The sequence below is a fragment of the Roseomonas gilardii genome (genome assembly GCF_001941945.1).
Lineage (GTDB): Bacteria > Pseudomonadota > Alphaproteobacteria > Acetobacterales > Acetobacteraceae > Roseomonas.
On sequence record NZ_CP015583.1, the window covers coordinates 1,665,277 to 1,690,000 of the forward strand.

Here is a 24,724-nt window from a genome sequence, read left to right on the forward strand (position 1 = left end):
ATGGCGCGAAGCGGGCCGCGGCGCCAGGGGGTAGTGCCGGCTGCCGGCGCCGGACCGGCGGGAGCCAGGGGGTAGAACGGGTGGGTGTCCGGGAAGGGGCGGTGGCTGGAGCGGGGGCGAGGGGCATGAGGGGCGGATGGCGCGATGGCGCCGGGCGGGGTGGACGTTGAGCGGGATGGAAGCGGCGCCCGGCCCCTGGCGAAGCTGGGGCCGTCTCGCAGGCCGGGTGGGGGAGGGGCTGCTGGATGCGCTGCTGCCGCCCGGTTGCCTCACCTGCCGGGAGCCGGTGATGCGCCACGGCGCCTTCTGCCCCTCCTGCTTCCGGGATCTGCAACGGATCGGCGATCCGCTCTGCGACGGCTGCGGCGTGCCTTTCCTGCATGTGGAGCAGGGCGTGCCGGTCGGGGGGCGCCTCTTCTGCGCACCCTGCGCGGAACGGCCTTTCCCCTTCGCCCGGGCGCGCGCCGCTTTCGTCTATGGGGAGGTGCCGAAGCGCCTGATCCTGCCCTTCAAGCATGGCGACCGTCCCGATCTGGCGCGCCCGATCGCGCGCGCCATGGCGCTGGCGGGTCAGGAGCTGCTGGCGGAGGCCGGAATCCTGGTTCCGGTGCCGCTGCACTGGCGGCGCCTGCTGCGGCGCCGATACAACCAATCGGCCCTGCTGGCGCGTCATCTGGGGCGGCATGCCGCGAGGCCCTGGCTGCCCGACGGGCTGCGCCGGACCCGCGGCACGGCCTCCCTGGGTGGTCTTGGCGCGGCCGGACGGGTGATGGAGGTGGAAGGCGCCTTCCTGGTGACGCCCAGGGGGCGCCGCGCCATCGCCGGGCAGCGCGTGCTGCTGGTGGACGACGTGCTCACCAGCGGCGCGACCGCCGCCGCCTGCGCCCGCGCCCTGCTGGAGGCCGGGGCACGGGAGGTCGATGTGCTGGCGGCGGCCCGCGTGCTGCCCCGGGACTCGCCTGGTGCCGCGGATGGGGCCGGGTGACGGCTTGACCCGGAGGCTTGGCGGAACGAATTGAAGGGACATGGCCAAGGTCGAGATCTTCACCACCCCCTTCTGTCCCTATTGCGCGCGCGCGAAGACGCTGCTGACGCGCAAGGGCGTCGTTTTCGAGGAATCTGATGCGCCGCATGGGTCCCCGGCGCGCGAGGAAGCGGTCCGCCGGTCCGGCGGCCGCACCACGGTACCGCAGATCTTCATCGACGGAGAGGCGATCGGCGGCTGCGACGATCTCTTCGCGCTGGACCGCGCGGGCAAGCTGGACGGCCTGCTGGCGGCCTGACCCCCGCGCCCGGCGTGGCGTCCGCCGGGGGTTCCGGCGGGTGGGCATGGCCGTACTGGCACCCGGGAGGCCCCAGTGCCAAATAGGGGGCTGGACGGGTGTATGGCTTGCGGGACCGGAATGCTGGCGTCCCGGCCCCCATGGGGTGGCGTGGCGCTGACGGAGCCGAGAACAGGACAGGGATGATCCACTACCAGCTGCGTTGCGAAGGCGGCCACGAGTTCGATGGCTGGTTCAAGGACAGTGCCGGTTTCGAGAAACTCGCCAGGGCTGGCCTCGTGGAATGTCCGGTCTGCGGCGGGACACAGGTCCAGCGCGCGCTGATGGCGCCCGCGATCGCGAAGCCGCGGCCGGAGGCCGGCCCTGTGGCCGGTCCGGCCCTTCCCGATGCGGCGGCTCCCTCGCCGCCCGTGCCCGCCGCACCGGGCCCCGCGACCCAGCCCGTGGCAGCGGGGCCGATGCCCGCCCAGGTCATGGCGCTACTGCAGCGCATCCGCGCCGAGGTCGAGCGCAACTGCGACTATGTGGGCAGCGAATTCAGCGAGGAGGCGCGGCGGATGCAGGCGGGCGAGAGCGAGCGCCGGGGCATCTATGGCGAGGCCACGGATGCCGAGGCCGAGGCACTGCGCGACGAGGGCATCGAGATCGCCCGCATCCCCTGGGTGCCCCGGTCGGATGGGTGATGTCCTTTGCCGTGGCGGGGGCTACGTCAGGACGCCCTGCCACGGTGACGCGATCCGGCGTGCCGGCTGATGGAAAGGCTGGAGCGCTGGGAGCGCGACACCGGATCCGCCCTGGCCAGCGATTTTTCCGACCCTGGCCTGCCTTTCCTCGTCGTCGCCGGCTACAGCCCGGCGCCCATGGTGCTGACCGATCCGGCGCGCGCGGACAACCCGATCGTCTTCGCCAATGCCGCCTTCCTTCAGATGACGGGCTATGCCGGCTGGGAAGTGCTGGGCCGGAACTGCCGCTTCCTCCAGGGCCCCGCCACGGACCGCGCCACGGTGGCCGCCCTCCGGGACGCTCTGGAGGGCGCGCGCGACATCACCGTCGAGCTGCTGAACTACCGGCGGGACGGGACGCCCTTCCGCAACGAGGTCCGCATCGGCCCGCTGCGGGACGCGCAGGGCCAGGTCCGCTATTTCCTGGCCACGCTACACGACGTGACCGTGGCCCGCGACGTCATGCGGGTCGAGCGGGCGTTGCGCGTCAGCGAGGCGGGCGCGCGCCTCGCGGTGGAGGCGAGCGGCCTCGGCACCTGGGACCTCGACGTCGCCAGTGGCGTGCTGCACTGGAATGTCGCCTGCTGCGTCATGTTCGGCCTACCACCGGATGACGCGCGGTCCCTGACCTATGAGGACAGCTTCCTGGCCGCCCTGCACCCGCGCATGCGCGCGCGGGTCCGCAAGGAGATGGAGGACTCTTTCTCGCCCGCCGGCAGCGGGCGGCTGACTACGGAGTTCCGGATCGTCGGGCTGCTGGACCGCCGGGAGCGCTGGCTGTCGCTGACCGGACAGAGTTTCTTCGAGGAGGGACGCTGCGTCCGCTTCGTCGGCGTGGTGAGCGACACCACGGCGCGGAAGCGCGAGGAGGAGGCGCTGCTCCGCTCCCGCGAGAAGCTGGAGGCCAGGGTCGAGCAGAGCAGCCGGGACCTGCACCGCATCTGGCAGTACTCCCAGGACATCATGGTGGTGATCCGCCAGGGGGACCTGACGGCGGAGGCGGTGAACCCGGCCTGGGAACGCGTCCTGGGCTGGCCCGCCGAACCGCCCTCCGGGACCGGCATCCTGGGCTTCGTGCATCCGCAGGACTTGGCCCTGACCCGCGTCCAGCTCGCGCGCCTAGCGGATGGCCAGGGGGTCGAGCATTTCGAGAACCGCATCCGGCACCGGGACGGCTCCTACCGCCGGATCTCCTGGAACGTCGTGCCGGATGGCGAGTTCCTGCATGCGGTGGGCCGCGACGTGACGGTGGAGCGGCGGCAGGACGATATCCTCCGCCGCACGGAGGCGCAGCTCCGCCAGTCGCAGAAGATGGAGGCGATCGGCCAGCTCACCGGCGGCGTAGCGCATGATTTCAACAACCTGTTGCAGGTGGTGCTGGGCAATCTGGACATCCTGCAGCGCAGCCTGCCGGCCGAGGCGGGCCGGTTGCGGCGCTCGGCCGAGAATGCCGCGAGCGGTGCCCGCCGCGCGGCGGTGCTGACGCAGCGCCTCCTGGCCTTCTCCCGCCGCCAGCCCCTGGCACCGCGCGCCTTGCAGGTGAACGGGCTGGTGGAGGGGATGTCAGACCTGCTGGCCCGTACCCTGGGCGAGACCATCTCCATCCGCACCGCCCTGGCGCCGGATCTGTGGCGGGTCGAGGCTGATCCGGGGCAGTTGGAGAATGCGCTGCTGAACCTCGCGGTGAATGCGCGCGATGCCATGCCCGGCGGCGGCAGGCTGGCGATCGAGACGGAGAACCTGACCCTTACGGAAGCCATCACCCTGCGTGGCGAGGAGATGGGGCCGGGCCAGTATGTGGTGGTCAGCGTGACCGATACCGGCACGGGCATGGACCAGGAGGTGATCGGCCGGGTCTTCGAGCCCTTCTTCACCACCAAGCCGGTGGGGCAGGGGACGGGGCTGGGCCTGTCCATGACCTATGGCTTCGTGCGCCAGTCCGGTGGCCATGTGCGGATCTATTCGGAGCCCGGACTGGGCACCACGGTGCGGATCTACCTGCCGCGCCTGGTTTCCGCCGAGGAGGAGGCACCACCGGAGGCGGAGCCCGCGCCGGCCGCCCGCGCCCGGCAGGAAAGCATCCTGGTGGTGGAGGACGACGCCGATGTCCGCAGCTACTCGGTGGAGGTGCTGTCGGAGCTCGGCTATCAGGTGATCGAGGCGGAGGACGGGCCGGGCACGCTGCGGCTGCTGGAGGATTCGCCCTCGCTGGTGCCGGACCTGCTGTTTTCCGACGTGGTGCTGCCCAACGGCATGAACGGGGCGGAGCTGGCGGCGCGGGCGCGGCTGCTGCGGCCGGGGATGAAGGTGCTCTTCACCAGCGGCTATGCCCGCGACGCCCTGACGCATCACGGCCGGCTGGATGCGGGCGTGGAGGTGATCGGCAAGCCCTTCACCTTCGCCGAGCTGGCGGCGCGGGTGCGTGGGGTGCTGGACGGGCCGCCGGGCCGCTGAGCGCCCACCGCTGGGGGCCGTGCCCCGGAACGCGGCGGGCGGCCTTGCCGGGAATCGCCGGGGGCGGGAAGCTGCCGGGCGGACACGGATGGGAACCGGCATGAAGGTCTTCTGGGACGACCGGCAACTGGCGCATGCGCCGCGCTTCTTCCTGCAGCGGGGGCGGTTGCGGCCGCATTTCGAGGTTCCGGCCCGGGCGGAGGCGCTGCTCGCGGCCTGCCGGCGCATGGGGCTGGAGATCGCCGCCCCGGCGGAGGCGGACGCCGCGGCCCTCGGCACGGTCCATGCCCCGGACTACCTGGACTTCCTGCGGACCGCCCTGACGGAATGGGAGGCCATGCCGGGCCATGGGGAGGAGGTGGTGCCCAACATGCACCCCTCGCCCGAGATGCTGGCCCAGGGCGCGCGGCGTTCCGCCACGATCATCGGCAAGACCGGCTGGTACACCGCCGACACCTCCTGCCCGATCGGGCCGGGAACCTGGGAGGCTTCCGCGCTGGCGGCGGCCGGTGCCCTGGCCGCGGCCGAGGTGGTGGCGGGCGGCGGTTCCGCCTATGCGCTGGCGCGGCCGCCCGGGCACCACGCCTATGCCGCCCGGGCCGGCGGGCACTGCTACCTGAACAACGCGGCCCTGGCGGCGGAGCGGCTGCGTGCCCGGGGCGCGGGCAAGGTCGCCGTGCTCGACATCGACAGCCACCACGGCAACGGCACCCAGGGCATCTTCTGGGAGCGCGACGACGTGCTCTTCGTGTCGGTCCATGGCGATCCGGACCGCTACTACCCCTGGTATGTCGGCCATGCCGACGAGCGTGGCGGGGGGATGGGCGCCGGGTTCAACCTGAACCTGCCGCTGGCCCTGGGCAGCGGCGATCCGGAATGGCTGGAGGCGATCGGCACCGGCCTGGGCGCCATCCGGGACTTCGGCGCGGAGGCGCTGGTGGTCAGCCTGGGCTTCGATGCCTCGAAGGACGAGCCGCTGAACGCCCTCTCGGTCACCGAGGACGGTTTCGCCCGGGCCGGCGAGGCCATCGGCGGCCTGCTCCTGCCCACCGCCATCGTGCAGGAAGGCGGCTATGCCGTGGAGGTGATCGGCGGGCTGCTGGAACGCTTCCTGACCGGCTTCGGGCGCTGAGGCAGGAGCGCCGCCGGGCCTGACGGCCCGGTCAGCGAAACGGGTTGCTGCGCGGCAAGGCCGGGGTGTTCCACTGCTCGATCTTGCGGAGAAGTTCCGCCTCGCTTCCGGGAAAGGTGCTGTGGAGGATGCAGGGCTGCTGCCCCCGTGCTTTGCAGTCCTCCGACCGGCGGCGCATCTCCGTTCAGTTCGGTGAAGGGCTCCAGTGCCACCGTCTCCATGCAGGATGGCGGGTCGCGCCTCTGGTGGCCGATCTCGTAGCGGATCTCCGGCTCGCCGGGCCGCCAGGACGTGACGATGCTGAAGCAGCGCATGCCCTCCGCATCGCGGCCAAGCCAGTCCCTGCGGCGGACCGGATAGCGCGCCAGCAGATAGGTCCGCTCTCCCCCGAGCAGCGAACTAGCGCGCCAGGGCGTGGACTCGATCTCCGCCGGCCCGGTGCCGTCCTTCTCGTAATCGAGGAGCATGTGGAAGGCAGCGGAGCGGCGGTAGCCCTCGGGCAGCGGGGGCGGCGGTTCGCCCGGCTTACGGGAGATGCCTCCGCAGGCGGCGAGGCCGACCAAGGCGAGAACGAGCGTGGCCGCCGGGAACAGGGCAGCACGCCGGATTGAGGCAGGAAGCAGGGCGGACGACTCCGAAAGGCGCGGCACGGCATTGTCGTGCACGTTTCCCTTCGGAAACAACCCAAGGTTGCATGTTAATCTCTGCCTGCCATCAGGATATAGTTCACCCCGACATCCCGCGTGGCCTTCCAGCGTCGGCTGAGCGGATCGAAGCTCATCCCCGCGATGTCCTCCACCCGCAGTCCGGCCTCGCGCAGCCCGGTCCCCAGCTCGGCCGGCGTCATGAAGAGCTTCCAGTCATGGGTGCCGCGCGGCAGCAGCCGGAGCACATACTCCGCCCCCAGCTTCGCCATCAGGAAGGCGCGCGGCGTGCGGTTCAGCGTGGACAGGAAGACGGCGCCGCCGGGCCGGGTCAGCCGCGCCAGGGCGCCGAGAAAGGCCGGGCGCTCCTCCGGCGCCACATGCTCGATGACCTCCAGCGAGACCACCGCATCCCATTCGCCGGTCAGCTCCTCGGGACGGGCGGCACGGTAGTCGATCTCCAGGCCGGACCGGGCGGCATGGACCCGCGCGGCCTCCAGCGCGGCGCCGGCCGCGTCGATGCCGGTGACGCTGGCGCCCCGCCGCGCCAGTGCCTCGCTGGCCAGCCCGGCACCGCAGCCGACATCCAGCACCCGCAGGCCGGACAGGTCTTCCCCTGGCCGGCCCAGGCGCCGCGCCAGCCGCTCCGCCACCCAGCCGCAGCGCAGCGGGTTCATGGCATGAAGGGGCGCCATGGGGCCGCGCGGGTCCCACCAGCGATCCGCCAGCGCATCGAATTTCGCGATCTCCTCCGCCCTCGCCGTGCCGGACATGCGATTCTCCCAAGGGTGTCGTGGTGCGGACGAGGTTGCAGCCACCCGCAGCGCCCGGTATCTGTCCCGACCCTTCGCGGCGCGCAACCGCCGCCGCTCCTTAGCAGAACCGGAAAACGCCCGGCGCCATGGCCCGTATCGTGATGAAGTTCGGCGGCACCTCCGTCGCCGACCTGGACCGTATCCGCAATGTCGCCCGCCGCGTGAAGCGCGAGGTCGAGGCTGGCAACGAGGTCGCCGTGGTGGTCTCCGCCATGTCGGGCGTGACCAACCAGCTGGTGAAATACTGCACCGACCTGTCGCCGCTGCACGATGCGCGGGAATACGACGTGGTCGTCGCGACCGGCGAGCAGGTGACGACCGGCCTCACCGCCATCGCCCTGCAGGCCGAGGGCGTCGATGCCCGGTCCTGGCAGGGCTGGCAGGTGCCGATCCGCACCGATGGCGCGCATGGCAAGGCGCGGGTCGAGGAGATCGACGGCTCGGCGCTGATCGAGCGGATGAAGGCCGGGCAGGTGCCGGTGATCGCGGGCTTCCAGGGCATCGGCCCACGGGAGCGCATCACCACGCTGGGCCGCGGCGGCTCCGACCTTTCGGCGGTGGCCGTGGCGGCGGCGGTGAAGGCCGACCGCTGCGATATCTACACCGATGTGGACGGCATCTACACGACCGACCCCCGCATCGTGCCGCGCGCCCGCAAGCTGGAGCGCGTGAGCTTCGAGGAGATGCTGGAACTGGCCTCGGTGGGGGCCAAGGTGTTGCAGACCCGCTCGGTCGAGCTGGCGATGAAGCAGAAGGTTCGGGTGCAGGTCCTGTCCTCCTTCGAGGACAAGCCGGGCTCCCTGGTGGTGGACGAGGACGAGATCGTGGAACAGCCCGTTGTGACCGGCGTCGCCTATTCGCGCGACGAGGCGAAGATCACCCTGCGCCGCCTGCCGGACAAGCCCGGCATCGCCGCCCATGTGTTCGGCCCACTCTCGGCGGCCAATGTGAACGTGGATATGATCGTCCAGAACCTGGGCGCCGACGGCACCACGGACATGACCTTCACCGTGGGCAAGACCGACCTGCCGCGCGCGCGGGAGACGCTGGAGAACGCCCGGTCTTCCATCGGCTTCGACGCCATCCTGACCGATCCCGAGGTCGCCAAGATCTCCATCGTCGGCATCGGCATGCGCTCCCATGCCGGCGTGGCGGCCACGATGTTCAACACGCTGGCCGAGAAGGGGATCAACATCCAGGTCATCTCGACTTCCGAGATCAAGACCTCGGTGCTGATCGGCGTGGAGTACACCGAGCTGGCGGTGCGCGCCCTGCACACGGCCTATGGCCTCGACGCGCCGGCCGGGAAGGCTCAGGCCTGATGCTCGCCCCGTCCCCCACCGTTCCGCCGGCCGAGGGAGGCACCGGTCCCACGGTGCCCGACTGGGCCTTCGCCGAACTCGACCGGCTGATGGCGCGGGGGGCGGGCTTCCTGGGCTCCCGCTGGGCGATCCTGGGCGGCGCCATGTCCTGGGTCAGCGAGCGCAACCTGGTGGCGGCGTTGAGCGAGGCCGGCGCCTTCGGCGTGCTGGCCTGCGGCGCCATGGAGCCGCCGCGGCTGGCCGAGGAGATCGCGGCGACCCAGGCGCTGACGGACAAGCCCTTCGGCGTGAACCTGATCACCATGCATCCCCGGCTGGAGGCGCTGGTGCAGGTCTGCCTGGACGCGAAGGTGGGCCATATCGTCTTCGCCGGCGGCATCCCGCCCGGCCCCGCGATCCGCAAGGCCAAGGATGCCGGCGCCCGGGTGATCTGCTTCGCCCCGGCCCTGGCCCTGGCGAAGAAGCTGGTCCGCTCCGGCGCGGATGCCCTGGTGATCGAGGGCTCCGAGGCCGGCGGGCATATCGGCCCAGTCAGCCTGAACGTGCTGGCGCAGGAGATCCTGCCCCATATCCGCGACGTGCCGGTCTTCGTGGCTGGCGGCATCGGGCGCGGCGAGGCGATCCTCTCCTACCTGGAGATGGGCGCCGCCGGGGCGCAGATCGGCACCCGCTTCGTTTGCGCCTCGGAATGCGTGGCGCATGCGAACTTCAAGCGCGCCTTCATCCGCGGCGCGGCCCGTGACGCCCTGCCGACCGTGCAGCTCGACGAGAGCTTCCCCGTCATCCCCGTCCGCGCCCTGCAGAACGCGGGCACGAAGCGCTTCCTGGAGCATCAGGCCGAGGTGATCCGCCGCTTCCGGGCGGGGGAGCTGACGAAGGAGGCCGCGCAGCTCGACATCGAGCATTTCTGGGCCGGGGCGCTGCGCCGGGCGGTGGTCGATGGCGATGTGGAGAACGGCTCCCTGATGGCCGGCCAGTCGGTCGGCATGGTGGCGCGGGAGGAGCCGGTGGCGGCCATCCTCGCCGAGATCATGGCCCAGGCGGCGGCGGCGATCGCCGCGCGGGGACCTGCCCGCCCGTTAAACCGGAGCGGCCCCGGGGGGGTTTGCTCCGCCGCAAGCTGCGGGATAGGGTCGTTTCTTGCCCGATGACATGACGCCTATGGCCAGAACAGTGGAACCGACCGCCCTCGACAATTCCGGGGTGGGATCAGAGCTTCGCGACGCCCGCCTGGCGATCGGCGCGACGATCGAGGACATGTCCGAGCACCTCCGCATCAGCCGCCGCTATCTGTCGGCGCTGGAGGAGGGGCGGACGCGCGACCTTCCGGGGCCGACCTATGCGCTCGGCTTCGTGCGCTCCTATGCCCAGTCCCTGGGCCTGGATGCGGAGGAGCTGACCCGGCGCTTCCGCGACGGGGCCGGGGCGGCGGCGAAGCAGCGCACCGACCTCGTTTTCCCGGAGCCCGTGCCCAAGCGCGGCGTGCCCGCCGGCGCGGTGATCCTGATCGGTGCCGTGCTGGCGATCGGCAGCTACGTGGCCTGGTGGCAGTGGAGCGGATCGGGCGACCGCAGCGTGGACCAGGTCCAGGCGCCGCCGCGCCGGCTGGAGGAGGCCGCCGGAACGGCGCCCCGCCCCGCCGCGCCCGTGCTGCCGCCGACCCTGGGACAGGTGGTGCCCGCCTCGCCCCCCGCCGCCGGGGGCGGGCAGGGCCATGCGCCCAGCCCGGCGCCGGCTCCGAATCCGGCACCCGGCCCTGGCCAGCAGGGGACGGCCGCCTCCGTGGCGCCGACGCCCGCCCGGCCGACCGCTCCCGCGGCTGGCGGGGTGCCCGGCACCCTTCCCGGCAATAACCTTCCTGGGGGGAGCACCCCCGGGCCGGCGACGCAGCAGGCCCAGACGGCCGCGCCGCGTCCGGTGGCGCCACAGGCCCCGGCTCCGGCTGCACAGCCGACCCAGGGTGCGACCGCGCCCACGACGGGTGAGGCGCCTGCCGCCCCGGTGCCGCCGCCCCTGGCCGCGCCTGTCACGCCCACCGCGCCCAACCAGGCGGATGGCCAGGGCCGCATCGTGCTGCGCGCCGCGCCCGGCCCGGGAGAGGGGTCCTGGGTCCAGATCCGGGCGAAGGGGGCCAGCCGTCCGCTGCTGAGCCGCCTGCTACGGCCGGGCGAGACCTATACCGTGCCGGCGGGCGAGGGGATGACCCTGACCACCGGCAAGGCGGATGCGCTGGAGATCATCGTGGACGGGCAGGCCAGTCCCTTCCTGGCGGGCCGGACCAATGTGGTGCGGGATATCCCGCTGGACCCCGACCGGCTCCGCAACCCGGCTCCGGCAGGCGGCTGAGGCCGTCTGCCCGGGCTCCCCGCCGGGAAAACCGGCAGGGACGGGGCGTGACATTTCGGTGAAAGCCGCGGGCCGCCTCCGCCCGTCATGGCCGCCCCGGTCCTCGCGCACCCCGCCAAGGCTTGGCCCCCGCCCTGGCTCCTGCCATATCTTCGCCGTCCGAACAGTCTGAACTGACTATTCCCTGCCGGCCGCACAGGAATTTCCATGTCCTACCGTCCCTACCAGCAGATCCTGCGTCGCAAGTCCCGCCAGATCCGCGTGGGCAACGTGCTGGTGGGCGGGGATGCGCCGATCTCCGTCCAGACCATGACCAACACCCCGACCGAGGATGCCGAGGCAACGATCGCCCAGATCCGCCGGGCGGAGGTCGCGGGGGTGGACATCGTCCGCGTCTCCTGCCCGACGCCGGAGGCGACGGCGGCGCTGCGCGAGATCACCCGCGAGGTGAACGTGCCGGTCGTGGCGGACATCCACTTCCACTACAAGCGCGCCATCGAGGCGGCGCAGAACGGCGCCGCCTGCCTGCGCATCAACCCGGGCAATATCGGCTCGGCGGAGCGGGTGAAGGAGGTCATCAAGGCCGCCCGCGACCATGGCTGCTCGATCCGCATCGGCGTGAACGCCGGCAGCCTGGAGAAGCACCTGCTGGAGAAGTATGGCGAGCCGAACCCGGAGGCGCTGGTCGAGAGCGCCCTGTGGCATGCCGACCACCTGCTCCAGAACGGCTTCGACGAGTTCAAGATCAGCGTGAAGGCCTCGGACGTCTTCCTGGCGGTGGCGGCCTATACCGCCCTGGCCGAGGCCTGCGACCATCCGCTGCATGTCGGCATCACCGAGGCGGGCGGCAAGCGCGCGGGCACGGTGAAGTCGTCGATCGGCATCGGCAACCTGCTCTGGGCCGGGATCGGCGACACGATCCGTGTCTCCCTCTCCGCCGAGCCGGAGGAGGAGGTCTATGTCGGCTGGGAGATGCTGAAGACCCTGGGCCTGCGGCACCGGGGCGTGAAGATCATCTCCTGCCCCTCCTGCGCCCGCCAGGGCTTCAACGTGATCCAGACCGTGGCCACGCTGGAGGAACGCCTCGCCCATATCGAGGTGCCGATGAGCCTCTCGATCATCGGCTGCGTGGTGAACGGGCCGGGCGAGGCGCTGATGACCGATCTCGGCGTCACCGGCGGCGGCAATGGCCGGCACATGGTCTATGCCGCCGGCAAGACCGACCACACGGTCGAGAATGGCGACATGATCGAGCACATCGTCGGGCTGGTGGAGGCCAAGGCGGCGCAGCTCCTGGCCGAGAAGAAGGCCGAGGCCGAGCGCAACGAGCAGGGCCACGAGGCGCCCCAAGCCGCGGAGTAGTGGCTGCGGATCAGGCGGCGCGGTAGGCGCCGTCCCGCAGCAGAGGGGCCGTGGCGCTGACATCCTCCTCCACCGCCAGGTCCACATCGCCGGAATAGCCGCGCGACACCAGCTCCTGCCCGGAGGTGCAAAGGCGGATCATCCCGCCCAGCCGGTGCCCTGCCGCCTGCCAGGCATCGCGCGCGACCTCCGCCTCGGGCGAGGCCTCGCCACCCAGATGCCCGATGATCGCCCCGGCCCCGAGCAGGTCCTCGACTGCCGGGCGCAGGCCGCCATCGGGCCAGAGCTCTCCCGCCGGGATCACCCCCACCGGGCCACGGCCGGCGAGGCGGCGCGCGGCTGCCGCCACCGCACGGGCATTGCGCAGGCAGCCGGCCAGCACCGGGACGCGCCGCCTCGTCGCGGCGGCGGCGACCGAGAGGCGGGACCCGTTGGGCGAAGGCAACAGTAGCCGCGTGCCGCGCGGTATGGTGGCGAGGCTGGCGGGGGAAAGGCTGTACTGGCCGCCGGCCGCATTCCGGGGATAGGCCAGGGTGGCCCCGAGGCGCAGTGCCTCCTGCTGTGCCGCCCGCTGGTCCTGGAAGGGGAAGGGATGCACCAGCGCGCCGCGCGCCACGGCGATGTCCACGGCGGTGGAAAAGGACAGGACATCGACGATCACCAGCGCCGCGACCCGTTCATGGAGGGCGAGGAGCCCGGCCATGCCCCATTCGCAGAGAATGTCCGGCATGGGTCTCCCTTGCTTCCGCCGCCCCCGCCTGCCGGGGCCAGCAGCATTCCACCATCTCTCGCCCAAACGGGCGAGCGGTGGTAACTGCGCCCCATCATGGCCTCCCAGCTTCAGCCCGCCCGCGGCACGCGCGACCTCATCGGCGAGGATTTCGCCCGGCACCACCATGTCATCGCCACCGCGCGGCGCGTCGCGTCGCTCTACGGCTTCGAGGAATGGGCGACGCCCGTCTTCGAGGACACTCGGGTCTTCTCGCGCTCGCTGGGCGAGACCTCGGATGTCGTCTCGAAGGAGATGTACACCTTCCCGGACCGGGGCGGGGAAAGCCTGACGCTGCGGCCCGAAGGCACGGCGGGCGTCTGCCGCGCCCTGGTCTCGAACGGGCTGACCCAGGGCAACCTGCCGCGCAAGGTCTTCTATGCCGGGCCGATGTTCCGCTACGAGCGGCCGCAGAAGGGCCGCTACCGGCAATTCCACCAGATCGGCCTGGAAATCCTGGGCGCGGCGGAGCCGCTCTCGGATGCCGAGGCCATCGCCTGCGGCTGGCACATCCAGCAGGAACTGGGCATCGCCGAGGGCACGGTACTGGAGATCAACACGCTGGGCGACGCGCCATCGCGCGACGCGCACCGTGCGGCGCTGGTGTCCTATTTCACCGAGCGGAAGGAGAGCCTTTCCGCCGACAGCCTGGTGCGGCTGGAGAAGAACCCGCTCCGCATCCTCGACAGCAAGGACGCGGGCGACAAGGCGCTGGTGGCCGATGCGCCCTCGATCCACGACCACCTGACCGAGGCGGCGCGGGCGCATTACGACGCGGTGCGGCGCTACCTGGACGGGTTCGGCGTGCCCTACCGGGTCAATCCGAACATCGTGCGGGGGCTGGACTACTACAGCCACACCGCCTTCGAGTTCGTGACGGAGCGGCTGGGCGCCCAGGGCACAGTGATGGCCGGCGGCCGCTATGACGGGCTGGTCGAGGAGATGGGCGGGCCGCACACCCCCTCGGTCGGCTGGGCGGCGGGGATCGAGCGGCTGTCCATGCTGATGGAGGGCGCCCCCGAGGCGCCGCGCCCGGTGGCGGTGATCCCCGTGGGCGAGGCGGCCGAGGCAGCGGCGATCGCGGCGGTGCAGTCGCTGCGCCGGAGCGGGCTGGTCGCGGAGATCGCCTACAAGGGCAACACCAAGCGCCGCATGGAGCGGGCCAACAAGCTGAAGGCGCGCGCCGCCGTGCTGATCGGCGAGGAGGAGCTGGCGCGCGGCGTGGCACAGGTGAAGGACCTCGATGCCGGCACGCAGCGGGAGGTGCCGCTGGATGCGCTGGCCGCCGCGCTGCTGGAGGCGGGCGAGGGCTGACCGTGGCGCTTCCGGAGAAGCTGGACCGGCTCCTGCTCCGCGCCGAGGAGATCCGCCACACGCTGAACACGGCGGATGGCGGGCAGATCGGGGCGCTGACCAGGGAGCTTTCGGAGCTCGACCCGCTGGTGGAGAAGGTCACCGCCCTGCGGAATGCCGAGCGCGCCCGGGACGAGGCCGAGGCGCTGCTGGCCGATCCGGAGATGCGCGAACTGGCGGAGGTGGAGTACCAGGCGCAGAAGGAGGCCGTGCCCGCGCTGGAGCATGAGATCCGCCTCATGCTGCTGCCGAAGGACGCCGCCGACGAGCGTTCCGCCATCCTGGAGATCCGCCCCGCCGCGGGCGGGGACGAGGCGGGGCTCTTCGCCGCCGAGCTGTTCCGCGCCTATCAGCGCTATGCCGAGTCGCGCCGCTGGCGGTTCGAGGTGCTGGACTATGACGAGAACGAGCTAGGCGGCGTGAAGGGGGCCAGCGCCGAGATCGCGGGGCAGGGGGTCTTCGCCCGGCTGAAGTTCGAATCCGGCGTCCATCGCGTGCAGCGCGTGCCGGCCACGGAAACGCAGGGCCGCATCCATACCTCGACCGTCACGGTGGCCGTGCTGCCGGAGGCGGAGGAGGTGGATGTGCAGATCGACGAGAAGGACCTGCGGATCGACACCTACCGCGCCTCGGGCGCCGGCGGACAGCACGTGAACAAGACGGACAGCGCCGTCCGCATCACTCACCTGCCCACGGGCGTCGTGGTGGCGATGCAGGAGGAGCGCTCCCAGCACAAGAACCGCGCCAAGGCGATGAAGGTGCTGCGCGCCCGGCTGTACGATGCGCAGCGCACCAGCCTTGCCGCCACGCGCACCGATGCGCGCCGCGCCCAGGTCGGCACGGGCGACCGCAGCGAGCGCATCCGCACCTACAATTTCCCCCAGGGGCGGGTGACGGACCACCGGATCGGCCTGACCCTGCACAAGATCGACCGGGTGATGCTGGGCGAACTGGACGAGCTGATCGACGCCCTGACCGCCGAGGACCAGGCGGCCCGCCTGGCGGCCCAAGGGGAATAGGTGGGAGTAGGCGGAGCATGAGCGGGGCCTGCGCCGATCCGGAGGGCTCGGTCGGCGCCTTCCTGTGCCGGGCGGGGCAGCATCTGCGCGCCGCCGCCATCCCGCAGCCGCGGATGGAGGCGCGGATGCTGCTGTCTCATGCCATGGGGGTGACGCAGGAGGCCCTGCTGCGCGATCCGCGCGCCCCGGTGCCGGGGGCGGCCGCCGCGCATTTCGCGGAGATGCTCCGACGCCGCCTGGACGGGGCGCCGATGGCCTATCTCACCGGCAGCCAGGGCTTCTGGACGCTGGACCTCGCGACCTCGCCGGACACGCTGATCCCGCGCGCCGATACCGAGGCGCTGATCGAGGCGGCGCTGGAGCTGTTCCCGGAACGGGCGGCTGTAGGGCGCATCCTCGACCTCGGCACCGGCACCGGGGCGATCCTGCTGGCGGCGCTGGTGGAGTTCCCGGCAGCCTTCGGGGTGGGGGTGGACCTCGTGCCGGGGGCGGCGGCGCTGGCCGCGCGGAACGCCCGCCGCAACGCACTCGGGGAGCGATGCGCCTTCCTGGCCGGCTCCTGGGCGGAAGCGCTGGCGGGGCGCTTCGACCTGATCCTGTCCAACCCGCCCTATATCGAAAGCGCGGCCATCGCCGGGCTGATGCCCGAGGTGGCGCGGCACGAGCCCCTTTCCGCCCTGGATGGCGGGCGCGACGGGCTGGTGGCCTATCGCGCCCTGGCGAGATGCCTGCCACGGCTGCTGGCGCCCCGGGGCCGGGCCGTGCTCGAACTCGGAGAGGGGCAGGAACCGGCGGTCACCGCGCTGATGCGCGATGCAGGGCTGCGGGTGCCAGGGGCGAGGCAGGACCTGGGCGGCGTCGCCCGTGCCCTGGTCGTGGCGCCTTGACCATTGCCCCCGTCGTACCCCTGGAAAACGCGGGCGGGCCTGCCTATCTGTGCGGCAACCGGCATCGTTTCCCATGCGGCGCATGGCACCTTTGCCATGCCGTATGCCGGTTGCCCGTCGCGGCCCCGAAAAAAGGGTTGGCGCGGCCGAATGGCGCCGCTAGGTTGCCCTGGCGGACCCTGCGGACCTCAAGAGGCGTAAGCAGGTTGTCACGTTCGGCGATTGAGGTGGCAAATCCACCAGCCGGCGTGCCGCGTGGGAAGAGAACCACCATCGCTAGTCCAGTCGGCGGAGCACGAAGTTGCCCCCGGCCGGCTGCAGCATGAGAGTGCGAACACGACACCCATGAATATGAAGCGCATGCGCGGCCGTGGCGGCCACCGTCATGGCGGCGGCGGCCAACAGGGCGGAGGTGGCGGTGGCGGCGGCGGTTTCCGCCAAAGCGGCCAGCAGCCGATGAACCGGAACCACGTGTTCGACTCTTCCGGACCGGATATGCGGATGCGGGGCACGGCCCAGCAGCTTTTCGAGAAGTATCTCCAGCTCGGCCGCGACGCGACCGGCTCTGGCGACCGCGTGATGGCGGAAAGCTATTTCCAGCACGCCGAGCACTATTTCCGCATCCTGAACGCCATGACCCAGGCGCAGCAGCAGAACCAGCCGGGCGATCGCCAGAACGGCGACCGGCAGAATGGCGAGCGCAATGGCGACCGGCGCCGCTGGCAGAACAGTGCCGGCAGCGACGACCAGGGCCAGGGCGGCGAGCCGGGCGAGGGTGAGGAACAGGGCCTCAATGGCCATTCCGACAGCGACGACGCCTCGGACGACCCTCGCCACCCCATCCAGTGACGATGGCGCCCTGACGCCGGCCCGGTGACGACCGTCCGGTAACGGGCCGGTCCGTCCGGGCGGGCGTCCCGCCGCGTGGGACAGGCGGCCTGGCCGCCCTCCCGGCCCAGCCCCCTTCGGACGGGCCGGGCCGAGAGGCCGTGCTTCAGGTGATGACCGCCACCTCGACATCGCCGCGCCGGCCCAGGACGTTCAGCGACACGCTGCCGTCCGTGCCGTGGCGACGCAGCCGGACATCGACGCTGGCGTCGTTCAGCGTCAGGTTGTCGATGCGCAGCTCTTCCAGCCAGGGCGGCAGGACCGGATGGAGGAAGCGGATCACCCGCATTTCCGGCCGGAAGGAAATCCCCAGCATGGCGCCGATCACCGCGAAGGCGCTTGCGGCGGCCCAGGCCTGCGGCAGGCAGGCGACCGGATAGGCGGTCGGCCCCTCGGCATCGATACGCGGGAAGCCGCAGAAGAGTTCCGGCAGGCGCTTCATGTCCACGGCCAGCGCCGTGTCGAAGAGCCCGCTGGCGAGGCGCTCCAGGGCCTCGTTCATGCCATAGCGCTTCAGCCCCATGGCGATCAGCCCGTTGTCGTGCGGCCAGACGCTGCCATTGTGGTAGGACATCGGGTTGTAGCGGGCCTCGCCCTCTGGGATGGTCCGGATGCCCCAGCCGCAGAAGGATCGCGGGTGCAGCAGGGTCTCGGCGAGTTGCGCCGCCCGTTCCGGCAGGGCGAGGCCGGTCAGCAGGGCATGGCCGGCATTGCTGTTGCGGACGCGGCAGGGGCGGTTCTCCCCATCCAGCGCCAGGGCGTAGGTCCCGAGATCCTCGCACCAGAAGAGGCGATCCACGGTGTCCCGTAGCGCGTCGGCCCTTGCCAGCCAGTCCCGCGCGGCCTCCCCCTCCACGCTGAGCAGGTTGGCCAGTTGCGCCGCGCCGCGCCAGGCCGCCTCGGCATAGGCCTGCACCTCGATCAGCGCGATCGGCGCGTCGGCGAGGCGGCCATCGGCGTGGAAGACGCTGTCGAAACTGTCCTTCCAGCCCTGGTTGACCAGCCCGTTCACCGAGCGCCGGTCATAGCGGAGCAGCCCGTCCTCGCCCGATCCGCCATGTGCCTCCATCCAGCCCAGGGCCCGGACGACGGCCGGCCAGATCTCGCGGATCGTCGCGAGGTCGCCGCTGCGCTCTGCATAGGCGGCGGCGAGCACCACGAAGAGCGGCGTGGAATCGACCGAGCCATAGTACTGGCCGAAGGGGACCTCCCCCAGCGCCGCCATCTCGCCGCGGCGCATCTCGTGCAGGATCTTGCCCGGCTCGGCGTCCCGCTTCGGGTCCAGCGTCTCCGCCTGATGCGCGGCCAGGAAGCGCAGCGTTCCGCGCGCCAGGAAAGGGTCCACCCAAAGGCATTGCAACGCCGAGATCAGGCTGTCCCGCCCGAAGGGGCAGGAGAACCAGGGAATGCCGGCATAGGGGAAGGGGCCCTGGGGCATGCTGGTGGTGAGCATGGCCAGATCGGCCTGGGAGCGGTGGACCCAGTCATTGAAGGCGGCGTTGGAGGTATGGACCATGGCCCGCTCCTCCACCCGCCGCATGGTCCAGCGCCGCAGGTCGCCCAGCAGCGTCTCGAAATCCGGCACCGGCTCCGGTGCCCGGTCGCTGCGGAGACAGCGGATGGTCACGCCGAGATGCCAGGATTCGCCGGGCTCCAGGGCGAGCTGCCAGATGCTCTCGCGGCCCTGGTGGCGGGCCGGCCGGGGCTCGAAGATCAGGTCGGTGTTGCGGATGACGCCATCCAGCCCGGTATAGCCGAGGCGTATCCCGGCCCCGGTCTTGGCCACGGCGTGCCTTTCGCCGCGGCGGGCGCGCTTCATGCCGCGCACCTCGAAGATGTCGGCGAAATCGGCGGAATGGGTGAGCGAGATCTCGAAGCTCAGCGGCTTGTCGCCGAAATTCTCGACATAGAGACGCTCCTGCACCACGCCCGGGCCCAGGACCATCTTCCGCTGCAGATGCAGCGTGTCCCGCTTCAGTACCGTCCCGTCGGTCAGGTGCAGGTCGGGATTGGTCATGTTGATGGAAAGCAGCGCGTTGTCCTGGCTGACCGCCGAGGACAGCAGCAGCGGCCGGATGCCACCCAGGCGCAGCGACATGCGCGACAGATGGCGAGCGTCGTCGTGGAACAGGCCCTCCGCCGTGTTCCCGATCGCCTGGGCATCGCCGTAGTGATCCAGGACCAGGAAGGTGTCGCCGCATTTCAGCGTCCGGGGCCGGTAGAGGCTCAGGGCCGTGGCGGCGGTCGCGGCGATCGCCCATTCCCCTTCCGTGTTGACGACGGATGGCGCCGGCGAATCGTTCATGCTGTCTCTGCCCCTGTTGCTCTCTGCGGAAGCGCCGTTCCAGGGCCAGCCCCGGCCACGCCCCCGGCAGGGGCGCCGCACGGGACGCGGCTCGGCCTTCTCCGGCCCGAGGGCCATGGAAGGACCGGAGAGGAACGGAAAAGGCAGTCCGACCCCACCGGACTGCCTCAACTTCCGCTTGCGGGGCGGAGTTTCCCGGAAGCGGCCGGCGCCTGTCCAGGGGGACATGCGCCGGTCCGCAACCGTATCAGACGGCCCGCAGAACCGCCGGCCGCTGCTGCGCGATCATCCCGTGGTAGAGGGCGAGATGGTCCTCGGCCATGCGGCGGGCGGTGAAGCGCTCCTCGAAGCAGGCCCGGACCTTGTGGCGGCTCAGCTCGCCCAGGCGCTTCACGGCGGCCACGGCATTCACCTCGTCATGCACGATGAAGCCGGAGCGGCCGGGATCGATCACCTCCGGCACGGAGCCGTGGCTGAAGGCGATCACCGGGGTGCCGCAGGACATGGCCTCGATCATCACCAGGCCGAAGGGCTCGGGCCAGCAGATCGGCATCAGCAGGGCGCGGGCCTTGCCGAGGAAGGCGGCCTTTTCCTGCTCGTTGATCTCGCCGATGAACTCCACGCCGGGGCCGTCCAGCATCGGCCGGATGACCTCGTCGAAATAGTCCTTGTCGGCGCGGTCCACCTTGGCGGCGATCTTCAGCGGAATGCCGGCTGCGCGGGCGATGCGGATCGCGGCGTCCGGTCCCTTCTCCGGCGAGATGCGGCCCAGGAAGGCAAGGTAGCCGCCCTCGCCCTCGCCATAGGGCAGCAGGTCCTTGGGCAGGCCGTGCAGGATGGTGCCCGCCCAGTTCACGTTCTTCAGCGGACGGCGCTGCGAATCGGAGATCGAGATGAAGGGCGCCCGCGGATAGGCATCCATCAGCGGCTGGAGCTCCTTGAGGTCGAGCCGGCCGTGGAAGGTGGTGACGTAGGGCGTGTCCCGCTCCCGCATCACGGGGAGCTGGAAATGGTCGATGTGGAAATGCACGATGTCGAACTGGTCGAGCATGTCCACGACCCGCGTCACCGCCAGCACATGCGGCGAGACCGGGTCGCGCGACTCCGGGTCCAGGCGCAGGGCCATCGGCACGACCGCTTCCAGATTGGCGCTGGTGATGCTGTCGCCGGAAGCGAAGAGGGTCACGTCATGCCCCATCGCGACCAGTTCCTCGGTCAGGTAGGAGACGATACGCTCGGTTCCCCCGTACAGCTTGGGGGGGACGGCCTCGGCCAGCGGGGCCACCTGGGCGATACGCATTCTCGAAGTCTCTCCTCGATACGGTCCGGTACAGGACGGGTCCGCTGGCGAGGATCGGAGGCAGCCCCGGGCCGGGGCTGGCCTCAGACTCCGGGCGGTTATTTCGCATAAGCGAAGAACCGCCCATCCGGTTTCGTCCTGCACGATGGTGCCGTGCAACAGGACACAGTTGCGCCGCGTCTCTGGACGCCATCAGGGCCGCATTGCGGCGTTTTCGTGGCGGCACGGGAACGGATCGGTTCCGGGGCATGACCACGGGGCATCAAGCGGAGCCGGCTTTTCCGTCCGTGGAAGGCCATGCCCCGAGGGCGGGGACCGCCGGCCGGAACCGCCGCCTCGGCCCATCCCACTGATCCCACAGGGTCCTGAGCGTCCTGGCATGGTGTCCGGCCGAGGAGGGTGGTCAGACCGGTTCCAGGGAATCGCCCACCGCCACGCGGCCGCCTTCCAGCACGGCGGCATGCACGCCCAGATCCGCATGGCCGAAATGCTCCCGGAGCAGACGTGGCACGTCGCAGTCCCGCTCCCCGGACTCCAGATCCACCTGGGTCGCCGGGCAGCGCACCGTGCGCTTGAAGACCTCCAGTCGCGCACCGCCCAGCAGAACCTCCTGTCCCAGCCAGCCGAACTCGGCCCAGGCGGGCAGGCCGGAGAAATAGATATTGGCGCGGAAGCGGAGCGGGTCGAGCCGACGGCCGATAGCCTCCTCCAGTGCCCGCAGGCTGGCCAGGTTGAGCAGGGAGACGCCCTTGCGCTTCTGGTCGGTGAAGGCATGGCCCGGCGCCTCGACGAATCGGAGCTGGCCGCGAGCCTCCTCGCCGAGGAATCGGGTCACGAAATCGGAAAGCGTGGCGCGGCCCTCGGCGGTGCGCGTGGATGCCGCGATCCGTTCCTCGCCGGGGCCCCGGATCACCAGGAGACCGGAGCGCGAGTCGAAGGCGCTGTGCAGCAGGGCCACCCGGGCATTCGCCATCAGGCAGGCGAAGTTCTGCTTCGGCAGGAAACGCGGCGCGGCCTCGTCGAAGGGCGCGTCGCCCTGCGCAAGGGCGAAGCGGCGATCATGCGGGATGACCTCGCCCTCCGCGAGCGTGATCTCCTCCAGGCTCTCGGCGCTCAGCCCTTTGACCGGGTAGCGGTAGAGATGTTCGATGCGCATGACGGCTAACCTCTTGAACTCCCTGTTCGAGCGTTACCACATCGGAGGCAGCAACGGCGCCCCCATTGCCTGATCAGGGATGGACGGTGCCGGTCGCCTCAAAGGAGGGGCCATAACAGATGGATATCGAGAAGCTTACCGAACGCGCGCGCGGATTCCTTCAGGCCGCGCAGACCATCGCGATCCGCGAGTTCCACCAGCAGATCACCCCGCAGCACCTGCTCAAGGCGCTGCTGGACGACGAGGAAGGCGCGGCCGCCGGGCTGATCCGGGCCGCCGGCGCCGATCCCATTGCCGCCAAGCGCGAAGTGGATGCCGAGGTGGCGCGCCTGCCGGTGGTGAAGGGCAGCGGCGCCGGGCAGCCGCAGGTGACGCCGGAGCTGATGCGGGTGCTGGATGCCGCGCAGCAACAGGCGACCAAGGCGGGCGACGCCTATGTGGCGCAGGACCGGCTGCTGGTCGCCCTGGCCGGCAGCGACACCGCCGCCGGGCGGGCGCTGAAGCAGGCGGGCGTGACGGTCAAGGCGCTGGAGGCGGCGGTGACGCAGCTCCGCAAGGGCCGGACCGTGGACAGCCCGAGCGCCGAGCAGAATTTCGATGCGCTGAAGAAGTATGCCCGCGACCTGACCGCCGCGGCGCGGGAAGGCAAGCTCGACCCGGTGATCGGACGTGACGAGGAGATCCGCCGCTCGATCCAGGTGCTTGCCCGGCGGACCAAGAACAATCCCGTGCTGATCGGCGAGCCCGGTGTCGGCAAGACGGCGATCGTCGAGGGGCTGGCGCTGCGCATCGTCAATGGCGACGTGCCGGAGGCGCTGAAGAACAAGCAGGTGCTGGCGCTCGACCTCGGCGCGCTGGTGGCCGGCGCCAAGTACCGTGGCGAGTTCGAGGAGCGGCTGAAGGCCGTGCTCTCCGAGATCGAGGCCGCGGCGGGCGAGGTCATCCTCTTCATCGACGAGATGCATACGCTGATGGGCGCGGGCAAGGCGGATGGCGCGATGGATGCGGCCAACCTGCTGAAGCCCGCCCTGGCGCGCGGCGAGCTGCACTGCATCGGCGCGACCACGCTGGATGAGTACCGGAAGTATGTGGAGAAGGACGCGGCCCTGGCCCGTCGCTTCCAGCCGGTCTTCGTGGGCGAGCCGAGCGTGGAGGACACCATCTCCATCCTGCGCGGCATCCGGGAGAAGTACGAGCTGCACCACGGCGTCCGCATCGCGGACTCGGCCCTGGTGGCGGCGGCGACGCTTTCGAACCGCTACATCACCGACCGCTTCCTGCCGGACAAGGCGATCGACCTGGTGGACGAGGCGGCCTCCCGTCTGCGGATGCAGGTGGACAGCAAGCCGGAGGAACTGGACGAGCTCGACCGCCGGCTGATGCAGCTCCGTATCGAGCGCGAGGCGTTGAAGCGCGAGACGGACACGGCCTCTCGCGACCGGCTGGAGCGGCTGGAGCGCGAGATCGCCGATCTGGAAGAGCGTTCCAACACCCTGACCCAGCGCTGGCAGGAGGAGAAGGACAAGCTCAACAGCGCTCAGAAGGCCAAGGAGGAGCTGGACCGCGCCCGGACCGAGGTGGAACTGGCACAGCGCAAGGGCGACTATGGCCGGGCCGGCGAGCTGATGTACGGCGTGATCCCCAAGCTGGAGGCGCAGATCGCCCAGGCGGGCGATGGCGGCCAGCTGGTGAACGAGGCCGTGACCGAGGAAAGCATCGCCCAGGTGGTGAGCCGCTGGACCGGCATCCCGGTGGACCGGATGCTGGAGGGCGAGCGGGCCAAGCTGCTCCGCATGGAGGACGCGCTGCGCAAGCGGGTCGTCGGCCAGGAGGAGGCGCTGGAGGCGGTGTCCAAGGCGGTGCGGCGTGCCCGTGCCGGCTTGCAGGACCCGAACCGGCCGATCGGCTCCTTCCTATTCCTGGGCCCGACTGGCGTGGGCAAGACCGAGCTGACCAAGGCGCTGGCGAGCTTCCTGTTCGACGACGACAAGGCGCTGCTGCGCATCGACATGTCGGAATACATGGAGAAGCACGCGGTCGCCCGGCTGATCGGCGCTCCTCCGGGCTATGTCGGCTATGAGGAAGGCGGTGCTCTCACCGAGGCAGTGCGGCGGCGGCCCTATCAGGTCATCCTGTTCGACGAGGTGGAGAAGGCGCATGACGACGTCTTCAACATCCTGCTGCAGGTGCTCGACGATGGGCGGCTGACGGATGGGCAGGGGCGGACGGTCGATTTCCGCAACACGCTGATCGTGCTGACCAGCAACCTGGGTTCCGAAATCCTGGCCGCACAGCCGGATGACGAGGACGTGGACCTGGTGCGCGGGCAGGTGATGAACGTGGTGCGGAGCCGGTTCCGGCCGGAATTCCTGAACCGCCTGGACGAGATCGTGCTGTTCCGCCGGCTGGCGCGGAAGGACATGACCTCGATCGTCGATATCCAGCTCGGCCGGCTGCGGAGCCTGCTGGCGGATCGCAAGATCACACTGGATCTGGACGAGAAGGCGCGGGAATGGCTGGCCGAGACGGGCTACGACCCGGTCTATGGTGCGCGGCCGCTGCGGCGGGTCATCCAGCGGAACCTGCAGGACCGGCTGGCCGGCATGCTGCTGGAAGGTACCGTGCTGGATGGCAGCCGGGTCGAGGTCACGGCCGGCCCGGATGGGCTGGAGATTACGGACCGGCCCGCGGAAGCGCAGCGTTCCGCAGCGTGACGGACCTGTCCCGGGGAGAGGCTTCCTCCCCGGGACGACCGGCTCCGGGGCACCATGTGACGATAGGGTGAAAAAATCGCCCGGAGGGGGTTTACCGGCTTCGCCAGCCCCCATATAAGGCGGCCCACGGACGGCGGGGTTGGTTCTGAGGAGCTGACGGGGCGCTGGGCCGTGATCCCCTGAGGGGTGTGCTGATTTGTCTGGATGTGTCTTTCCGGTGAGGGAGGATGGTCCGGGGGATTGGTCGTCCTGT

The 24,724-nt window shown here is 70.9% G+C and carries 20 protein-coding genes; 14 read left to right on the forward strand and 6 right to left on the reverse strand.

Annotated elements, in window-relative coordinates; translation table 11 throughout:
* Nucleotides 1-136 precede the first annotated feature (136 nt).
* The 5 genes from RGI145_RS07515 (at nucleotide 137) to RGI145_RS07535 (ending at nucleotide 5,591) form a co-directional block, all read left to right on the forward strand.
* Entirely contained in the window at nucleotides 137-985 is an 849-nt protein-coding gene (locus tag RGI145_RS07515; protein WP_237183240.1) for a ComF family protein, read from the forward strand.
* Between the two features lie 40 nt (nucleotides 986-1,025).
* Nucleotides 1,026-1,283 carry a glutaredoxin 3 gene (gene grxC / locus RGI145_RS07520; RefSeq protein WP_075797870.1) on the forward strand — a complete coding sequence of 86 codons (258 nt, stop codon included), beginning with the start codon at nucleotides 1,026-1,028 and terminating at the stop codon, nucleotides 1,281-1,283.
* 182 nt (nucleotides 1,284-1,465) lie between these two features.
* A complete protein-coding gene (locus RGI145_RS07525; RefSeq protein WP_075797871.1) occupies nucleotides 1,466-1,966 on the forward strand; it encodes a DUF1178 family protein in 501 nt (166 codons plus the stop codon).
* Between the two features lie 69 nt (nucleotides 1,967-2,035).
* A complete protein-coding gene (locus tag RGI145_RS07530; RefSeq protein WP_075797872.1) occupies nucleotides 2,036-4,459 on the forward strand; it encodes a PAS domain S-box protein in 2,424 nt (807 codons plus the stop codon).
* Nucleotides 4,460-4,559: 100 nt separating this feature from the next.
* Nucleotides 4,560-5,591, forward strand: coding sequence for a histone deacetylase family protein (locus RGI145_RS07535; RefSeq protein ID WP_075799928.1), 1,032 nt, complete (start codon nucleotides 4,560-4,562; stop codon nucleotides 5,589-5,591).
* On the opposite strand, the gene RGI145_RS24970 is transcribed toward RGI145_RS07535, so the two are convergent.
* A complete protein-coding gene (locus RGI145_RS24970; RefSeq protein WP_156878466.1) occupies nucleotides 5,531-6,256 on the reverse strand; it encodes a hypothetical protein in 726 nt (241 codons plus the stop codon). The genes RGI145_RS07535 and RGI145_RS24970 overlap by 61 nt on opposite strands.
* A gap of 32 nt (nucleotides 6,257-6,288) precedes the next feature.
* Entirely contained in the window at nucleotides 6,289-7,008 is a 720-nt protein-coding gene (gene ubiG, locus RGI145_RS07540) for a bifunctional 2-polyprenyl-6-hydroxyphenol methylase/3-demethylubiquinol 3-O-methyltransferase UbiG (RefSeq protein ID WP_075797873.1), read from the reverse strand.
* Nucleotides 7,009-7,136: 128 nt separating this feature from the next.
* On the opposite strand from ubiG, the gene RGI145_RS07545 reads away from it, so the two are divergent.
* The 4 genes from RGI145_RS07545 to ispG all read left to right on the forward strand — a co-directional run bounded on the left by RGI145_RS07545 (nucleotide 7,137) and on the right by ispG (nucleotide 12,080).
* Nucleotides 7,137-8,372, forward strand: coding sequence for an aspartate kinase (locus RGI145_RS07545; RefSeq protein WP_027279617.1), 1,236 nt, complete (start codon nucleotides 7,137-7,139; stop codon nucleotides 8,370-8,372).
* Nucleotides 8,373-8,461: 89 nt separating this feature from the next.
* Nucleotides 8,462-9,523, forward strand: a complete 1,062-nt coding sequence (locus tag RGI145_RS07550) for an NAD(P)H-dependent flavin oxidoreductase (RefSeq protein WP_237183279.1) — start codon at nucleotides 8,462-8,464, stop codon at nucleotides 9,521-9,523.
* A 10-nt stretch (nucleotides 9,524-9,533) separates the two neighbouring features.
* Nucleotides 9,534-10,718, forward strand: coding sequence for a helix-turn-helix domain-containing protein (locus tag RGI145_RS07555; protein ID WP_075797874.1), 1,185 nt, complete (start codon nucleotides 9,534-9,536; stop codon nucleotides 10,716-10,718).
* 207 nt (nucleotides 10,719-10,925) lie between these two features.
* Complete coding sequence (ispG, locus tag RGI145_RS07560; RefSeq protein ID WP_075797875.1) at nucleotides 10,926-12,080, forward strand: flavodoxin-dependent (E)-4-hydroxy-3-methylbut-2-enyl-diphosphate synthase; 1,155 nt, start codon at nucleotides 10,926-10,928, stop codon at nucleotides 12,078-12,080.
* Between the two features lie 10 nt (nucleotides 12,081-12,090).
* Here ispG and RGI145_RS07565 read toward each other — a convergent pair whose 3' ends face one another.
* Nucleotides 12,091-12,810 (reverse strand): 2-phosphosulfolactate phosphatase, encoded by a 720-nt coding sequence (locus RGI145_RS07565; protein WP_075797876.1) that lies wholly within the window; start codon nucleotides 12,808-12,810, stop codon nucleotides 12,091-12,093.
* Between the two features lie 96 nt (nucleotides 12,811-12,906).
* Here RGI145_RS07565 and hisS point away from each other — a divergent pair, with 96 nt between their 5' ends.
* The 4 genes from hisS to RGI145_RS07585 all read left to right on the forward strand — a co-directional run bounded on the left by hisS (nucleotide 12,907) and on the right by RGI145_RS07585 (nucleotide 16,957).
* Nucleotides 12,907-14,163 carry a histidine--tRNA ligase gene (hisS, locus tag RGI145_RS07570; protein WP_075797877.1) on the forward strand — a complete coding sequence of 419 codons (1,257 nt, stop codon included), beginning with the start codon at nucleotides 12,907-12,909 and terminating at the stop codon, nucleotides 14,161-14,163.
* Between the two features lie 2 nt (nucleotides 14,164-14,165).
* A complete protein-coding gene (prfA, locus tag RGI145_RS07575) occupies nucleotides 14,166-15,221 on the forward strand; it encodes a peptide chain release factor 1 (RefSeq protein ID WP_075797878.1) in 1,056 nt (351 codons plus the stop codon).
* A gap of 17 nt (nucleotides 15,222-15,238) precedes the next feature.
* Entirely contained in the window at nucleotides 15,239-16,108 is an 870-nt protein-coding gene (gene prmC, locus RGI145_RS07580; protein ID WP_075797879.1) for a peptide chain release factor N(5)-glutamine methyltransferase, read from the forward strand.
* A gap of 345 nt (nucleotides 16,109-16,453) precedes the next feature.
* Nucleotides 16,454-16,957: a DUF4167 domain-containing protein gene (locus tag RGI145_RS07585; RefSeq protein ID WP_075797880.1), complete on the forward strand. Its 504-nt coding sequence runs from the start codon at nucleotides 16,454-16,456 to the stop codon at nucleotides 16,955-16,957.
* 145 nt (nucleotides 16,958-17,102) lie between these two features.
* Here the strand turns inward: RGI145_RS07585 and RGI145_RS07590 are convergent, their stop codons facing one another.
* The 3 genes from RGI145_RS07590 to RGI145_RS07600 all read right to left on the reverse strand — a co-directional run bounded on the left by RGI145_RS07590 (nucleotide 17,103) and on the right by RGI145_RS07600 (nucleotide 21,757).
* Entirely contained in the window at nucleotides 17,103-19,301 is a 2,199-nt protein-coding gene (locus RGI145_RS07590; protein WP_075797881.1) for an amylo-alpha-1,6-glucosidase, read from the reverse strand.
* 247 nt (nucleotides 19,302-19,548) lie between these two features.
* On the reverse strand, nucleotides 19,549-20,601 hold the full coding sequence (locus RGI145_RS07595) for a glycosyltransferase family 4 protein (protein WP_075797882.1): 1,053 nt from the start codon (nucleotides 20,599-20,601) through the stop codon (nucleotides 19,549-19,551).
* A gap of 403 nt (nucleotides 20,602-21,004) precedes the next feature.
* Nucleotides 21,005-21,757, reverse strand: coding sequence for an MOSC domain-containing protein (locus RGI145_RS07600; protein WP_027279608.1), 753 nt, complete (start codon nucleotides 21,755-21,757; stop codon nucleotides 21,005-21,007).
* A 119-nt stretch (nucleotides 21,758-21,876) separates the two neighbouring features.
* Here RGI145_RS07600 and clpB point away from each other — a divergent pair, with 119 nt between their 5' ends.
* Complete coding sequence (clpB, locus tag RGI145_RS07605; protein WP_075797883.1) at nucleotides 21,877-24,471, forward strand: ATP-dependent chaperone ClpB; 2,595 nt, start codon at nucleotides 21,877-21,879, stop codon at nucleotides 24,469-24,471.
* The last annotated feature ends 253 nt before the right edge of the window (nucleotides 24,472-24,724 follow it).

Excerpts from the sequence above, each read along its gene's own strand:
- RGI145_RS07515 (WP_237183240.1), top strand. The coding sequence starts at position 137 with ATGGCGCGATGGCGCCGGGCGGGGTGGACGTTGAGCGGGATGGAAGCG.
- grxC (WP_075797870.1), top strand. The coding sequence starts at position 1,026 with ATGGCCAAGGTCGAGATCTTCACCACCCCCTTCTGTCCCTATTGCGCG.
- RGI145_RS07525 (WP_075797871.1), top strand. The coding sequence starts at position 1,466 with ATGATCCACTACCAGCTGCGTTGCGAAGGCGGCCACGAGTTCGATGGC.
- RGI145_RS07530 (WP_075797872.1), top strand. The coding sequence starts at position 2,036 with ATGGAAAGGCTGGAGCGCTGGGAGCGCGACACCGGATCCGCCCTGGCC.
- RGI145_RS07535 (WP_075799928.1), top strand. The coding sequence starts at position 4,560 with ATGAAGGTCTTCTGGGACGACCGGCAACTGGCGCATGCGCCGCGCTTC.
- ubiG (WP_075797873.1), bottom strand. The coding sequence starts at position 7,008 with ATGTCCGGCACGGCGAGGGCGGAGGAGATCGCGAAATTCGATGCGCTG.
- RGI145_RS07545 (WP_027279617.1), top strand. The coding sequence starts at position 7,137 with ATGGCCCGTATCGTGATGAAGTTCGGCGGCACCTCCGTCGCCGACCTG.
- RGI145_RS07550 (WP_237183279.1), top strand. The coding sequence starts at position 8,462 with ATGGCGCGGGGGGCGGGCTTCCTGGGCTCCCGCTGGGCGATCCTGGGC.
- RGI145_RS07555 (WP_075797874.1), top strand. The coding sequence starts at position 9,534 with ATGGCCAGAACAGTGGAACCGACCGCCCTCGACAATTCCGGGGTGGGA.
- ispG (WP_075797875.1), top strand. The coding sequence starts at position 10,926 with ATGTCCTACCGTCCCTACCAGCAGATCCTGCGTCGCAAGTCCCGCCAG.
- RGI145_RS07565 (WP_075797876.1), bottom strand. The coding sequence starts at position 12,810 with ATGCCGGACATTCTCTGCGAATGGGGCATGGCCGGGCTCCTCGCCCTC.
- hisS (WP_075797877.1), top strand. The coding sequence starts at position 12,907 with ATGGCCTCCCAGCTTCAGCCCGCCCGCGGCACGCGCGACCTCATCGGC.
- prmC (WP_075797879.1), top strand. The coding sequence starts at position 15,239 with ATGAGCGGGGCCTGCGCCGATCCGGAGGGCTCGGTCGGCGCCTTCCTG.
- RGI145_RS07585 (WP_075797880.1), top strand. The coding sequence starts at position 16,454 with ATGAATATGAAGCGCATGCGCGGCCGTGGCGGCCACCGTCATGGCGGC.
- RGI145_RS07590 (WP_075797881.1), bottom strand. The coding sequence starts at position 19,301 with ATGAACGATTCGCCGGCGCCATCCGTCGTCAACACGGAAGGGGAATGG.
- RGI145_RS07595 (WP_075797882.1), bottom strand. The coding sequence starts at position 20,601 with ATGCGTATCGCCCAGGTGGCCCCGCTGGCCGAGGCCGTCCCCCCCAAG.
- RGI145_RS07600 (WP_027279608.1), bottom strand. The coding sequence starts at position 21,757 with ATGCGCATCGAACATCTCTACCGCTACCCGGTCAAAGGGCTGAGCGCC.
- clpB (WP_075797883.1), top strand. The coding sequence starts at position 21,877 with ATGGATATCGAGAAGCTTACCGAACGCGCGCGCGGATTCCTTCAGGCC.